This window comes from Streptomyces actinomycinicus, assembly GCF_016741775.1.
Taxonomy (GTDB): domain Bacteria; phylum Actinomycetota; class Actinomycetes; order Streptomycetales; family Streptomycetaceae; genus Streptomyces; species Streptomyces actinomycinicus.
In genome coordinates, this window is the sequence record NZ_JAERRK010000020.1 from 76465 (window position 1) to 91124 (window position 14660).

11 protein-coding genes are annotated in these 14660 nt (G+C 72.9%); 6 read left to right on the forward strand and 5 right to left on the reverse strand.

Going from position 1 to position 14660, the window contains the following annotated elements; all coding sequences use genetic code 11:
* Positions 1-5 precede the first annotated feature (5 nt).
* From JK359_RS29745 to JK359_RS29760, 4 genes are all read left to right on the forward strand, one after another.
* Positions 6-1262 carry a glycoside hydrolase 5 family protein gene (locus JK359_RS29745; protein ID WP_201842168.1) on the forward strand — a complete coding sequence of 419 codons (1257 nt, stop codon included), beginning with the start codon at positions 6-8 and terminating at the stop codon, positions 1260-1262.
* Positions 1259-3400 carry an endo-beta-N-acetylglucosaminidase gene (locus JK359_RS29750; RefSeq protein ID WP_201842170.1) on the forward strand — a complete coding sequence of 714 codons (2142 nt, stop codon included), beginning with the start codon at positions 1259-1261 and terminating at the stop codon, positions 3398-3400. Before JK359_RS29745 ends, JK359_RS29750 begins: the two co-directional genes overlap by 4 nt.
* 45 nt (positions 3401-3445) lie before the next feature.
* A complete protein-coding gene (locus tag JK359_RS29755) occupies positions 3446-6466 on the forward strand; it encodes an alpha-mannosidase (protein ID WP_201842171.1) in 3021 nt (1006 codons plus the stop codon).
* Between the two features lie 213 nt (positions 6467-6679).
* Entirely contained in the window at positions 6680-7231 is a 552-nt protein-coding gene (locus JK359_RS29760) for a cupin domain-containing protein (RefSeq protein WP_201842173.1), read from the forward strand.
* A gap of 24 nt (positions 7232-7255) precedes the next feature.
* Here the strand turns inward: JK359_RS29760 and JK359_RS29765 are convergent, their stop codons facing one another.
* Positions 7256-8677, reverse strand: coding sequence for a lipase maturation factor family protein (locus JK359_RS29765; RefSeq protein ID WP_201842175.1), 1422 nt, complete (start codon positions 8675-8677; stop codon positions 7256-7258).
* A 226-nt stretch (positions 8678-8903) separates the two neighbouring features.
* On the opposite strand from JK359_RS29765, the gene JK359_RS29770 reads away from it, so the two are divergent.
* Positions 8904-10988 (forward strand): SpoIIE family protein phosphatase, encoded by a 2085-nt coding sequence (locus JK359_RS29770; protein ID WP_201842177.1) that lies wholly within the window; start codon positions 8904-8906, stop codon positions 10986-10988.
* Between the two features lie 55 nt (positions 10989-11043).
* On the forward strand, positions 11044-11907 hold the full coding sequence (locus JK359_RS29775) for an Fpg/Nei family DNA glycosylase (protein WP_201842179.1): 864 nt from the start codon (positions 11044-11046) through the stop codon (positions 11905-11907).
* 21 nt (positions 11908-11928) lie between these two features.
* On the opposite strand, the gene JK359_RS29780 is transcribed toward JK359_RS29775, so the two are convergent.
* The 4 genes from JK359_RS29780 to JK359_RS29795 form a co-directional block, all read right to left on the reverse strand.
* Positions 11929-12507: a hypothetical protein gene (locus JK359_RS29780; RefSeq protein WP_201842181.1), complete on the reverse strand. Its 579-nt coding sequence runs from the start codon at positions 12505-12507 to the stop codon at positions 11929-11931.
* A 78-nt stretch (positions 12508-12585) separates the two neighbouring features.
* The gene (locus tag JK359_RS29785; RefSeq protein WP_201842183.1) at positions 12586-13242 is read right to left on the reverse strand and encodes a zf-HC2 domain-containing protein; all 657 of its coding nucleotides are present in this window, start codon (positions 13240-13242) and stop codon (positions 12586-12588) included.
* Between the two features lie 163 nt (positions 13243-13405).
* Positions 13406-13921: a hypothetical protein gene (locus JK359_RS29790; RefSeq protein ID WP_201842185.1), complete on the reverse strand. Its 516-nt coding sequence runs from the start codon at positions 13919-13921 to the stop codon at positions 13406-13408.
* Between the two features lie 143 nt (positions 13922-14064).
* Complete coding sequence (locus JK359_RS29795) at positions 14065-14613, reverse strand: sigma-70 family RNA polymerase sigma factor (protein ID WP_201842187.1); 549 nt, start codon at positions 14611-14613, stop codon at positions 14065-14067.
* Between the last annotated feature and the right edge of the window lie 47 nt (positions 14614-14660).

The window sequence follows — 14660 nt, forward strand, 5'->3', positions numbered from 1 at the left end:
CACCCATGCCTCCTGCCGTGCGCTTCGGCGTCAACTACACCCCGAGCGAAGGGTGGTTCCACCACTGGCTCGACTTCGACCTCGACTCCGTGCGCGCCGACCTCGACGCGATCGCCGCGCTCGGCCTCGACCACATCCGCGTCTTCCCGCTGTGGCCCTACTTCCAGCCCAACCGCACCCTGATCCGCCCGCGCGCCGTCGAGCAGCTCGTGGCCCTCGCCGACGCAGCCGCAGAACGCGGCCTCGACGTCAACGTGGACGGTCTGCAAGGGCACTTGAGCAGCTTCGACTACCTGCCCGCCTGGACCCGCACCTGGCACCGCCGCAACCTCTTCACCGACCCGGACGTGACCGCCGGACAGGCCGCCTACCTGCGCACCCTCGCCGCCGCCCTCGCCGACCGGCCGAACTTCCTCGGCATGACCGTCGGCAACGAGGTCAACCAGTTCGCGGCCGCCCCCCACCCGGACCCCGACCGCGTCACGGCCGAGGAGGCCGAACGCTGGCTCATCCGGATGCTCGCCGCCTGCGCCGAGGGCGCCCCGGGCCGGCCGCACCTGCACGCCTCCTACGACGCCGCCTGGTACCAGGACGACCAGCCCTTCACCCCCGGCCACTCCGCCCGGCTCGGCGACGTCACCGCCGTGCACTCCTGGGTGTTCAACGGCACCGCCCAGCGCCACGGCCGCACCTCCGTACCCACCGAACACCACGCCGCCTACCTGGTCGAACTGAGCAAGGCCTGGGCGGACGACCCGCACCGGCCCGTGTGGCTCCAGGAGGTCGGCGCCCCCGCGCCGCTGGTCCCGGCCGGGCACGCCGCCGCCTTCGCCGAGGCGACGATCACCAGCGTCCTGGACTGCCCCGACCTGTGGGGCATCACCTGGTGGTGCTCCTACGACGTGGCGCGCACCCTCACCGACTTCCCCGAACTCGAGTACTCGCTAGGTCTGCTGACCGGGGAACGACGACCGAAGGACATCGCGCGCACCCTCGCCGACGCGGCCCGCCGTACCCGCCGTACCCCGCCGGTGCGCGGCACGGCCCTCGTCGTCCCCGCCGAACCCGCCCGCCGCTCCCGTTGCGCACCCGGCGGCGAGGTCTTCGACGCCTTCTTCCGGCTCGTCGCCGACGGCGCCCGCCCCACCACCGTGCTCGACACCCGCGCCGACGACAAGGAACACCTCGCCGCGCGCGGCATCACCGACGTCGTCACTCCCGACCAGGTACTTCCCACCCCCCAAGGAGGCGCCCGCTCGTGAACCCCACCAGACGCACCGTCCTGATCGCCGCCACCGCGGCCGCCCTCGCCCCGTCGCTTCCCGCGGCGGCGGCCCCGCGAACCGCCGCCGCGACCCCGCCGTACGCCTCGTACTGGTACCCGGACTCGTTCCCCTCCGGCAGCCCCGGCCCCGGCATCACCTGGCGCAGCCTGAAGGCCTGGCGCGCGGACGACGACCCCGACCTCGCCTTCAACGCCGCCGCCGTGCCGCTCGCCGCCCGCTTCACCCCGACCCCCGCCAACACCACCGCCCGCGGCGGCCAGGCCCGCGTCCAGGCACTGGTCTCCTTCGGCCCCACCTCCCTCAACCCCTCCCAGGGCTCCGCCACCGCCGACTACTACGCCCTGACCCACTGGGCGTACCTGGACGAGCTGGTCTTCTGGGGCGGCTCGGCCGGCGAGGGCCTCGTCCTCGCACCCAACGCGCCGGTCGTGGACGCGGCCCACCGGCACGGCGTCCCCGTCCTCGGCACCGTCTTCCTGCCACCGGTGGCCTACGGCGGGCAGCTCCAGTGGACCCGCGACCTGGTGCAGAAGGACGCCTCCGGGCACTACCCGCTCGCCGCCCAGCTCGTCGCCGTCGCCGCCGCGTACGGCTTCGACGGCTGGTTCCTGAACGCCGAGACGAACGGCGGCAACAGCGCGCTCGGCACGGCCGTGCTCGGCTTCCTCAAGGAGCTGAAGGCGCTCGCGGCGGCCCGGGGACAGCGGGTGACCTGGTACGACGCGCTGACCGTGAACGGCACGGTCAGCTGGCAGGGCGCCTTGAACAGCCAGAACCAGGCGTTCTTCGGGACCGCCGACGACATGTTCGTCGACTTCCGCTGGACCGCGGCCACGCTCGCCTCGTCCGGCACCAGGGCGCAGCGGCTCGGGCGCAGCCGGTACGAGCTGTGGGCCGGCGTCGACGTCGAGTCGAACGGCTCCGGCACGAACGTGAACTGGGACGCGATCATGCCGTCCGGGAAGCCGCACGTCACGTCGCTCGGCCTCTACCGGCCCGAGTGGACCCGCAACCACCTCCCCGCCGGCCGGCGCACCCCCGGGGACTTCCACGCGGCCGACGACCGGTTCTGGACCGGACGGTCACCGGACCCGTCGCGGCCCGACGCGAGCGACCCGTGGCGGGCACCGGCGGTGTCGGTGGCGGACCGCTCGACGGTGACCTCGGTGCCGTTCGCGAGCGCGTTCAACACGGGGCACGGGCTGCGGTGGTACGAGGAGGGGGCCGTCGCCTCGGACGTACCCTGGAACCACCTCGGGCTGCAGGACCGGCTGCCGTCGCGGCGGTGGGTCGTGCGGACGGCGGGGGAGCGGCCTGCGGTCGCCTTCGACTTCGCCGACGCGTGGCGGGGCGGGAGCAGTGTGCTGGTGACGGGCGGCCTGGAGCAGCCGGCGGTGCTGGACCTGTACGCGACCCGGCTGCCGATCGGTGCGGGCACGGTTGTCGAGCTGACGTATCGGACCGACGCTGGGGGTGTGAACGTCGAGCTGGCGGTGGCGACGGCGGAACCGGGCACGCCCGGGGCGACACCGCCGTACACGTATCTGGCTGTGAACTCGGTCAACACCGGCGCCGGCTCCGGCTCTGGCGGCGGTGGGGGTGTGGGGGAGGTGAACTCGGTGCGCGCGGGCGCCGCTGTGAACGCCGGCAACACGGCTGCCGGCGTGAACTCCGCACATCCCGGCACCCGTGTGAAGTCGATCAACGGCTGGCAGACCGTGACCCTCCCGCTCACCGGCCTCTCCGGTACGGTCCGCGCCCTCGGTGTCCGGCTCACCGCCACCGAAGGCCCGGTGCGCTGGCGGCTGGGCGGCATCGCCGTCCGGAACGCGATCACCACACCGGCCGCCCCCTCCGCCGCCCGCGTCACCGCGGCGAACGGCGGCGACCTCCGCCTCGCCTGGAACGCCGCCCCCGGTACCGTCCGCCACCACACCCTGCACCGTCTGCTCCCCGACGGCACCCGGCGCTTCCTCGGCGCCACCTGCCAGCGGGCGTACTTCCTCACCGGCCTCCGGCCCGAGCAGGGCGAACAGGCGGCACGGTTCGAAGTGCGTGCGGTAGGGGAGCTGTACACCTCGTCGGCCCCCGCGGCCGTCACGCACCCCTGGTAACGATCCGCGCAGTCCCGATTCCGACGCAGCAACGGAGCACCCCGCATGCATGACGACCGCACTCTGGTGGAAGCCCGCCTCAGGCGCGTCCTCGACGAGCGCATCCGCCCTGCCGTGTACCCCGAGTCCGTGCCGCTGGAGGTAGCGGTGTGGCACGCGCCCGGCGAGCCCGTGCCGGTCGCGGAAGGGCTCGCCGCCGAGCCCCAGCCGATCGCGGTCGGCGCCCGGTGGGGTGCTCCCTGGGGCACCAGCTGGTTCCGGGTGACCGGTACCGTCCCCGGGTCATGGGCCGGGAAGACCGTCGAGGCGCTGCTCGACCTCGGCTTCGACGAGAACATGCCCGGCTTCCAGTGCGAGGGCCTGGTCTACCGGCCCGACGGCACCCCGGTGAAGGGCCTCAACCCGCGCAACCAGTGGGTACGCATCGGCGCGCCCGTCGCGGGCGGCGAAGAAGTGCGCCTGCACATCGAGGCCGCCTCCAACCCGGTCATCCTCGACTACCACCCCTTCCGCCCCACCTGGCTCGGCGACAAGGACACCGCCGGGCGGGAACCGCAGTACACGCTCACCCGCATGGACCTCGCGGTCCTCGACGAGACCGTGTGGCAGCTGGTGCTGGACCTGGAGGTGCTCGGCGAGCTGATGGCCGAGCTTCCGGCGGACTCGGCACGCCGCCACGACATCCTGCGCGCCGTCGAACGCGCCCTGGACGCCGTCGATCTCCAGGACGTGGGCGGTACGGCCGGCCGGGCGCGGGCCCGGCTGACCGAGGTGCTCGCAGCACCGGCCGTGCCGTCCGCGCACCGGATCAGCGCCGTCGGGCACGCGCACATCGACTCGGCATGGCTGTGGCCGCTGCGCGAGACCGTCCGCAAGGTCGCCCGTACGGCGTCCAACATGACCGCGCTCGTCGAGGACGAGCCGGAGTTCGTGTTCGCCATGTCCCAGGCGCAGCAGTGGGCCTGGGTCAAGGAGCACCGGCCCGAGGTGTGGGCGCGGGTGAAGAAGGCCGTGGCGGACGGGCGGTTCGTGCCGGCCGGCGGGATGTGGGTGGAGTCGGACACCAACATGCCCGGCTCGGAGGCGATGGCCCGCCAGTTCGTGCACGGAAAACGGTTCTTCCTCGACGAGTTCGGCATCGAGAACGAGGAGGCCTGGCTGCCCGACACCTTCGGCTTCGCCGCGGGCCTGCCGCAGATCATCAGGGCGGCCGGCTCCAAGTGGCTGCTGACGCAGAAGATCTCGTGGTCGCAGACCAACAAGTTCCCCCACCACACCTTCCACTGGGAAGGCATCGACGGCACCCGGATCTTCACGCACTTCCCGCCCGTGGACACCTACAACTGCTCCATGAGGGGCAGCGAACTCGCCCACGCGGCCCGCAACTTCAAGGACAAGGGCCACGCCCGGCACTCCCTCGCGCCCACCGGCTGGGGTGACGGGGGCGGCGGCACCACCCGCGAGATGGTCGCCAGGGCGGCCCGGCTGCGCGACCTCGAAGGCTCCGCCACCGTGGTCTGGGAGACGCCCCGCGCGTTCTTCGAGAAGGCCGAGGCCGAGTATCCCGAACCGCCCGTCTGGGTCGGCGAGCTGTACCTCGAACTGCACCGCGCCACCCTCACCAGCCAGGCGAGGACCAAGCAGGGCAACCGGCGCAGCGAACACCTGCTGCGCGAGGCCGAGCTGTGGGCGGCCACCGCGGCCGTGCGCACCGGATTCCCGTACCCGTACGAGGAGCTGGACCGCATCTGGAAGACGGTCCTGCTGCACCAGTTCCACGACATCCTGCCCGGCTCGTCCATCGCCTGGGTGCACCGCGAGGCCCGGGCGACGTACGACCGGCTGGCCGCCGAACTGACCGCGGTCGTCGAGGGCGCCCAGCGTGCGCTGGCCGGCGAGGGCCCCACGCCCCTGCTCTTCAACGCGGCCCCGCACGCCCGCCACGGCGTCCCGGCCGGCGGCGCCGCCACCCCGGCCGGGGCCGGCGGCACCACGGTCGAGGGCCGCGAGGGCGGCGGGTTCACGATGGACAACGGCCTGCTGCGGATCACCGTCGACTCCCGTGGCCTGGTCGTCTCGGCCTACGACCCCGCCGCCGACCGCGAGACCGTCGCCCCCGGCGCGGCCGCGAACCTGCTCCAGCTCCACCCAGACTTCCCGAACATGTGGGACGCCTGGGACGTCGACTCCTTCTACCGCAACACCGTCACTGATCTCACCGATGCCGAGTCGGTCACGGCCGGCGAGGACGGCACGTCGGTGCGGATCGTCCGGGCCTTCGGCTCGTCGCGCGTCACCCAGGTGCTGTCACTGCCGCCGGGGGAGCGGCGGCTGGACATCGACACCGAGGTCGACTGGCACGAGACGGAGAAGTTCCTGAAGCTCGCCTTCCCGCTCGACCTGCACGCCGAACGGTACGCGTCCGAGACCCAGTTCGGGCACGCCTTCCGTCCCACCCACACCAACACCTCCTGGGAGGCGGCCAAGTTCGAGGCCTGCAACCACCGCTTCGTCCAACTGGAGGAACCGGGCTGGGGCGTGGCGGTCGTCAACGACTCGACGTACGGCCACGACGTGACCCGCAGGGTGCGAGGGGACGGTGACCGCGGCACGACGACGACGGTCCGGGTGTCGCTGTTGCGTGCCCCGCGCTTCCCCGACCCGGAGACCGACCAGGGCGTCCACCGCTTCCGGCACGCCCTGGTCCCCGGTGCCTCCGTGGCCGACGCGGTCCGCGAGGGCTGGCGGATCAACCTGCCGGAACGGCGGACGACCGGTGCCCGGGCGGTGGCCCCGCTGGTCACGGTGGACGACGACGCGGTCGTGATCACGGCCGTGAAGCTCGCCGACGACGGCAGTGGGGACGTGGTCGTCCGCTTCCACGAGGCCCACGGCGGCCGGGCCCGGGCGACCCTGACGGCCGGCTTCGCATTCGCCGACGTCACGGTGACGGACCTGCTGGAACGGCCGGCCGCCGGCGCCGAGCCGCCGGAGCGCGAGGACGACCGGATCACCGTGCGTCTGCGGCCGTTCGAACTGAGGACGCTGCGGCTGCGCAGGCACTGACCGCGGGGCGGCGGGGCGGCGGCGAGCGGCAGGACGGCCGGGAGGCGGTGGACAGCAGCGGGCCGGGGGGACGGCTGGCGGGTGGCGGGACGGCTGCCGGGCGGGGCCGCGGCGCCGGCCGGGAGGCCGCCGGCCGCCGAGCCGGGCCCGCGGCCATTCCTCGAAGGCGCCGCCACCGCCGTCCACGCTCTGGGAAGCGGACACAATGACGGCATGACCGATCATCAGAACACCGCTGCCGGACGACCGTTGCTGCGCCGGGCCCAGGACGGCGAACTCATCGACGTGGCCGGTGTCGGGCACTTCTTCCGGCTCACCGGCGAGCACACGGGCGGGCGCTTCGCCTTCGAGGAGTTCACCCTCGCGCCCGGCGTCGTCGGTGCCCGCCCACATGTGCACGACGCTCACGACGAGTACTTCTACGTCCTGGAGGGCGAGTTGACGCTGCACGACGGAGACGGCGAGGTGACGGCCGGCCCCGGAGACCTGCTCGCCGCCACCCGGGGCACCCCGCACGGCTACCGCAACGCGGGCCCGGTCCCGGCACGCGCACTGTGCCTCTACACCCCGGCCGGCTACGAGAACTACTTCCGCGAGGTGCACGCCGCCGTCGGCGCCGGGGCCGAGGTGACCGACGAGCTGCTGGCCGAGTTCCGCAGCGGCCACCGGACCCGGTCGCACCCGGTGAAGACTGGCGGTGACGGTGCCCTGAAGACCACGGTCACGGCCGCGGACCAGCCCCAGCCCCAGCCCCAGCACCCGTAGCCCGCAGCCGCGCACCGGCGCCGCTCACGGCCTCTGCACCGCCCCCGCCAGCCGCGTGGGCGGCAGGTACTCCCGGACGTACGTCCGCTCCCAGCACGCCCCCGTCTCCCGCCACTCCCGCCAGCTCGTGTACCGGTACCGGAACAGCCGCGCCCGTACATAACGCGGCGGGGTGTCCGGCGGGAACGGGGAGCGGCGGAGCAGCTTCAGTGTGTCGCGGTCGTTCTCCAGGAGGCGTTCCACCAGCCCGCCGAACCACTCCCCGGCGTAGGCGGGCGACAGCGCCGCGAACCACATCAGCCAGTCCAGGCGCAGGTGGTACGGGGCGAACTGGCGCGGCCAGTGCCGGGGATCGCCGGGCTTGCCCTTGAACGCGTACTCGCGCCAGTCGGAGTCCTCGCGCGCGGTGTCGTCCAGTGTGCCCTCGACCACCACCTCGTAGCGGACACGGCTGACGCTGCCGAACGCACCGTAGGTGTTGACCAGGTGCAGCGGGTCGAAGGAGCGGTTCATGACCTGGCGGCGGGAGATCATGTTCACCACCGGGCGGTGGCTCAGGAAGAGCAGCAGTGCGGCCACCGCGAGGACCACGACCTCGTACCACAGCGGCGCCGCCGGCCCGGACGGGGCCGACGCGGGCAGCCGCAGCGCGGGCAGGGCCAGCACGATGGTGATCCAGTTCAGCCACGAGAAGTTGCCGGAGAGCACCAGCCACAGCTGGGTGACGATCATCAGGGCGGCGGCGGCCGAGGCGACCGGCTGCGGGGTGAACAGCAGGACCGGTACGACCAGCTGGGTGACGTGGTTGGCGGCGACCTCGACCCGGTGCAGCGGCTTCGGCAGGTGGTGGAAGAACCAGCTCAGCGGGCCCGGCATCGGCTGGGTCTCGTGGTGGTAGTACAGACAGGTCAGCTTGCGCCAGCAGGCGTCGCCCCGCAGCTTGATCAGTCCGGCACCGAACTCGACCCGGAACAGGATCCAGCGCACCAGGAACAGTACGACGACCGGCGGCGCGACCTCGTCGTTGCCGAGGAACGCCGCCAGGAACCCCGTCTCCAGCAGCAGTGACTCCCAGCCGAAGGCGTACCACGTCTGGCCCACGTTGACGATCGACAGGTACAGCGCCCACGGCACCAGCCACAGCAGGATTCCCGCCCACAGCGGCAGTGCCGAGTCCGCCCCGGCGAGCAGGGCCGCCGAAACCGCGCAGCCGGCCCATGCGCAGGCCGCGAAGAAGCGGTCCGAGTAGTGCAGCTGGAACAGGCTCGGGGCCCGCCCGAACCGCACCCGGGCCGTGAAGCGCGGGATCGGGAGCATGCCGCGCTCGCCCAGCAGGGCCCGGAACTGCAGGGCCGCCGTCAGGAACGCGACCAGGTACACGGCGGCCAGGGCCCGCTGGAACACCAGCCGGCTCAGCCAGTAGTCGGGTGCGGTGAACCACTCCACGGCTGTGCGCGCCCTCCTGTGCGGCTCTGTGCTCGCCGCTCTCGTCACGACGGTTCCCGAGTTGCCAGCCGGAGGTGCTGCCATGCCCACCCCGGGCTTTCATCACCCACAGTGAGGCAATGTGGCGGGGACGGACACCCGGTGTGATCTCCCTGCGGTGGCCTCGCCAGGCACGATGCTCGCCGATGAGGTCGAATAATCGGGCGAATGCTGGCAAGGTGGGCCCATGGCCGATCGGGGAGCTAGCTCCCTGTCACTCCCGGAGGACTGGCCCGCCCACCCGGACCCGATCCTCGCGCTCAACCGCATGGGCAGCTTCGACTGGGATCTGGACGCCGGTCTCTTCCACATGGACGCCCGGGCCTTCGAGGTGTTCGACATCCGTCCCGAGGAGTACGACGGCCGTCCCGAGTCCCTGGCCGTAAGGGTGCCGCCTCCCGAGGCGGCCCGGGTCGACGCGGTGGTCGCCCGCGCGATCAAGGACGGCAGCGAGAACTACGGCACCTACTTCCGCATCCGCTGCCGCGACGGAACCCCGCGCTGGACCCACACCCAGGGCTACATCCGGCGCGACGAGTCGGGACGGCCGCGCAGGGTCGTCGGCATCGTCCGTGACGCCACGGAGGAACTCGCCGACAGCGCATCCCGCCGCCTCCGGGCCGCCCAGGACGAGGCCTTCCGCCAGCAGACCGGCGTCGTCCAGGTCATCGCGGCCGCCCTCGCCCACGCCCGCAGCACCCAGGACGTCATCGACGTCCTCAAGGACACCCACGGCGTCCGCCACCTCGGCGCGGCCAGCCTGGTGATGGGACTGGTCGAGGCGGGCCGGATCCGGCTGATCGCCGAGGGCCCCGCCGACAGCTTCGTCCCCGGGACCAGGGTCACCCGGATCGACGAGCCGTACCCGATGAGCGAGGTCGTCCGCACCCTCAGTCCCCGGTTCATCGAGTCCCCGGAGGAGTTCGCCGACAGCTACCCGGTCCTCTGGCCCCGTCTCTCGGATCTGCACGTCACCTCGGCCGCCTACCTGCCCCTGATCGCCCAGGCCCGCCCGATCGGCGCGATGGGCCTCCTCTACGCGGACCGGCGCGGCTTCTCGGCCGAGGAGCGAGCCGTCCTGGTCGCGCTCGGCAGCACCATCGCGCAGAGCCTGCAGCGGGCCATGCTCTACGAGCAGGAGAAGGACCTCGCCCAGGGCCTCCAGCAGGCCATGCTGCCGCGCACCATCCCCAGCGTCCGCGGCGCCGACATCGCCGTCCGCTACCGCTCGGCCGCCCTGGGCCGGGACATCGGCGGCGACTGGTACGACCTGATCCCGCTGCCCGGGGGCACACCCTCCCGGGGAGGCCGGGTCGGCGCGGTCATCGGTGACGTACAGGGGCACGACACACACGCCGCCGCCGTCATGGGGCAGCTGCGGATCGTGCTGCGCGCCTACGCCGCCGAGGGCCACACCCCGGCCACCGTCATGGCCCGTGCCTCCGTCTTCCTGCACGAACTGGACACCGACCGGTTCGCCACCTGCCTGTACGCCGAGGCCGACCTGTCCACCGGAGTCGTCCAGGTGGTCCGCGCCGGGCACATCGACCCGCTGGTCCGCAACGGCGACGGCAGCTGCCGCCGGGTGCCCGTCGAGGGCGGTCTGCCACTCGGCCTGTCCGCCGAGTTCGGGCGGCTGGAGTACCCCGTCTCCACCCTCGAACTCGATCCCGGGCACACCCTCCTGCTGTGCACCGACGGACTCGTCGAGCAGCCCGGCGCCGACCTCGACGACGGCATGCGCAGCCTCGCGGCCCTGATCTGCGGCGGCCCCGAGGAGGTGCGCGACCTCGCCGACCGGCTGATCCAGGCGGCGGAGGAGCAGGGCGGTGAGGACGACGTGGCCCTGCTCCTGCTGCGCCGCCGCGTCCCGGAGGCCGCGCGGCCCGGCGGCCGGCTCCAGCAGCACGTGGCGCCCGGCGACCCGGAGGCCCTCACCCAGGCCCGGCACATGATCCGTGCCGCCGTCCGCTCCTGGGGCGCCCGGGACCGCGCCGACGAGATCGAACTGGTCGCCGACGAGCTGACCACCAACGCCCTGATGCACACCGAGGGCTCCGCGATCGTGACCCTGCGGGCCCTGCACGGCCACGACCGCAGACTGCGCATCGAGGTCGAGGACTCCTCCAGCGCCCTGCCGCGCCGCCGTGAGGCGGGGGAGGACGGCGTCTCCGGACGCGGCCTGCTGCTCGTGGAACGGCTCGCCGACAACTGGGGCGTGGAGGCACGGGGCGGCGGCAAGGCGGTGTGGTGCGAGTTCCGGGTGCCGTAGGGCCGGCCCGTGCGGAACGCGGGGCGTTGCCGGTGCCGGGTGGCACTCTGTACGTATGCCGGAACTGCCCGAGGTAGAAGCGCTGACGGACTTCCTCACCGCACACCTGGCCGGCCTCCGGGTGGCGCGGGTGCTGCCGGTCGCCGTCAGCGTCCTGAAGACGTACGACCCACCGGTCACCGCCGTCGAGGGCGGCGAGGTCACGGCCGTGCGCCGGCACGGCAAGTTCCTGGACATCGAGCTGGACCTCGGACTGCACCTGGTGATCCACCTGGCGCGCGCGGGCTGGCTGCAGTGGAAGGACCGGCTGCCGGACGGCCCGCCGAAGCCCGGCAAGGGCCCGCTCGCGCTGCGCGTCGCGACGGAGACCGGCGAGGGCTTCGACCTCACCGAGGCCGGCACCCAGAAACGCCTCGCCGTGTACGTCGTGCGGGATCCGCAGGAGGTCCCCGGCATCGCCCGCCTCGGCCCGGACCCGCTCGCCGCCGACTTCGACGAGGCCCGCTTCGCCGCCCTGCTGAAGGACGAAAGACGCCAGATCAAGGGCGCGCTGCGGGACCAGTCGCTGATCGCGGGTGTCGGCAACGCCTACAGCGACGAGATCCTGCACGCGGCGAGGATGTCCCCGTTCAAGCTCGCCGCGTCCCTGAGCGCCGAGGAGACCCACCGCCTGTACGAGGCCCTGCGCGGCACGCTCGCCGAGGCGGTCGAGCGTTCCCGGGGCGTGGCCGCCGGACGGCTGAAGTCGGAGAAGAAGAGCGGTCTGCGCGTGCACGGCCGCACCGGCGAACTCTGCCCGGTGTGCGGCGACACCGTCCGCGAGGTCTCCTTCAGCGATTCCTCGCTCCAGTACTGCCCGACCTGCCAGACGGGCGGCAAACCCCTGGCCGACCGCCGCCTGTCCCGGCTGCTGAAGTGAGACCGGCCCGGGCGCCGCGGATCAGCCCTGGCTGTTGCGGAACCCGATGACCACCGCGCCCCACCAGCACACCTGGGACACGAGCGCGGTACCCGCACCCCACAGGAGCAGGCGCGGCGGGACGGTGCCGTCACGCCGGGCCCGCATGCGCCGGGTGAGCAGCCCGGCCTGCAGGCCGTTGAGGGTGAGCGCGAGCACCAGCGCGAGCTTGGTCCGGGTGAGGGCGGAGCCGAGGTCGGGCTGGAGCAGGGCGCCGCTGGCCACGAGTCCGGCGAGCCCGGCCCAGATCGGCACGTGCAGCCGGCTGGTGCCGGCCATGGCGTCCGTCAGTGTGCACCGGCCGGTCAGCCAGAGCAGGGCGTGGTAGTCGGCGGACAGGACGGCCCCGAAGCCCAGCACCAGTGAGGCGAGGTGGACGAAGAGCGCCGCGGTGTGCAGGGTGTCGTCCACGTGCAGGTGCAGGGATATCCAGGCGCAGGCCGTGAGGCCCAGGCAGACGCCCAGTGCCGCAGCCGCCACCGTCCACCAGGTGTCGTACAGGCCCAGCCGCGACACGGGGGCCGTCGGGGCGGACAGGGATGGCTCGGGACGTGCGGACACGGACTGCTCCTAGGGACTCACCAAGAAAACCTAGGCAAGGCTTACCTAATGTGAATCTTGGGTCAAGTCACGGTGCGGTTACCGTGCCTCTACCGTGACCAGCCGTTTCCCGTCCTCGGTGCGGACCTCGTACCGGTCGATCTGGTCGGAGTGCATCGCGGCGGCACCCATCGCGGTGGTGGACCGGGCACCGTCGCCGGAGTTGGTCCAGCCCGCGACGACCTGTTCCGTCCCGTCCCGGCCGACCGCGACCAGCCGGCAGCTGTGCGCCCCGGAGCCGTCCTTGATCTCCAGGCGCAGATCGCTGCCCCAGTCCTCGTCCGCCGAGGTGACCCGCGCCCACACCCCGGTGTCCGGATCGGTCGCCGCGGCGACGTGCGAGGACGACGACTGGGCGGGGCCGCCGAGAGCCACGACGGCCGGGCCGGCCACGGCCAGCACCACCGAGGCGGCCAGGCCGTACAGCAGCCGGCGGCGCCGCGCCCGGTGCCGCCGGGCAAGCTCGCCGAGCAGCCGGTCCAGCAGCCGGGGGCCGGGCTGCGCCATGGGGTGCACAAAGCGCGGCGTGGCCCGCCGGTACAGCATCAACTGCCGTGTCGCGGGCCCGAATTCGGTCACCTGTGCCGCGCACTGAGGGCACTCCATGAGGTGGTCCTCGAAGCGGAAGGCCTCCGCCTCGTCCAGCACGCCGAGCGCGTACGCGCCGACGTCGCGATGCCTTTCCAGGGACCTCATGCCGAATCCTCGTGCCGAAGGGTGGGGGAAGGGTTACTCCTTGCTCCCATCCGTACGCAGCCGACGGCCGAATCACTCAAGCCACACGCAGAATCACGGTCAGGAGATTCGGAGCGGCCCGGCCCGCGGATTGGTGTGAATTCCAGAAGGTTCAGAAGAAGGCTCAGAAGAGGTGGATCGCGAGATGCCCGAGGGGCAGCCCGAGCCGCCACGCCGGGGTCCACACCTTCGGCCCGTCGTCCTCGCCGAACACCGCGCCGCCGCCCGGCACCGCGTCCAGGTCGGGCGCGAGCAGCTCGGTCTCCTCCAGCCAGCGCCAGGCGTCCGCCGCCAGCGCCAGGTCGGGGGAGGGGACCCCCGAGGCGGCAGCGCGCGCGGTCAGCTCGGTCATGCGTTCGCGTACCCAGTCCTGCCACGGCTGGTCGTAGGCGGTCAGCGACAGCCAGTTCTCCAGCTGGGAGATCACCCGGATCCCGGAGAGTTCCCCGTCGGTGTCGGACAGGAAGACGGTCAGCGCCAGCGCGTCCCGCCCGGCCCGGAACTCGAAGGACGTCGGTGGCATCAGATCGCCGGTGCGCAGCAGCTCGTCGGCGATGTACTCGGCGTACAACCAGGCCATGGGGACGGCCAGTTCACCGCCGCCGGTGCCGTCGGTGCTCTCGTGACCTCTGTGCAGCATCCCTTCCTGCCCTTCCTCCGGTGCGTGCGCGTCGCCCGAGCCCCCGGGCCCCGCCCCCGCCCGGAACGCGGATGAGGACAGCCCATTGCCCGAACGGGGGCCACAGCAAGGCGCTTTACCGAGGTTTGACCAGGCTCCCGGTTTCACCGCAGGTCGGCTGCGTAACCCGGAAGGACCCGGCGCAGGGCGCGCAGTGCGTAGTACGCGCGGGATTTCACGGTACCCGGTGGAATCCCGAGGGTCTGCGCCGCTTCCGTCACACTGGCCCCGAGGAAATACACGAGTACCAACACGTCACGGTGCTCCGGCGTGAGTGTCTTCACAGCTTCCCGTACGTCGAGCACCGCGGCGGCCCGCTCGGCGTGGTCCGCGCAGACCCGCGCGTTCTCGGGCACCCCGTCGCCGACCTCGGGCGGCCGGGCCCGGCGGGCCCGCCGGGCGTCGATCGCGAGCCGCCGGGCCACGGTGAGCAGCCAGGGCCGCACGGAGTCGAAGCCGTCCGCGTGCAGCGCCTCCGGATGCTGCCAGGCGCGCACCAGGGTCTCCTGGACGAGGTCCTCGGCGCGCTGCCGGTCCCCGTCGCAGAGCCTGAGCAGCAGGGCGAGGAGGAATCCGCCGTGTTCGCGCTGGAGCGCGGCCAGCTCGTGCCCCGCGGTCGTCGTCCCGTGGATGAGTGTGGTTCCGGCCGTCATGGCCGTATGGCAGCGCAGGGGGCGGCGGGCGGACAGGGGGCGGGCCC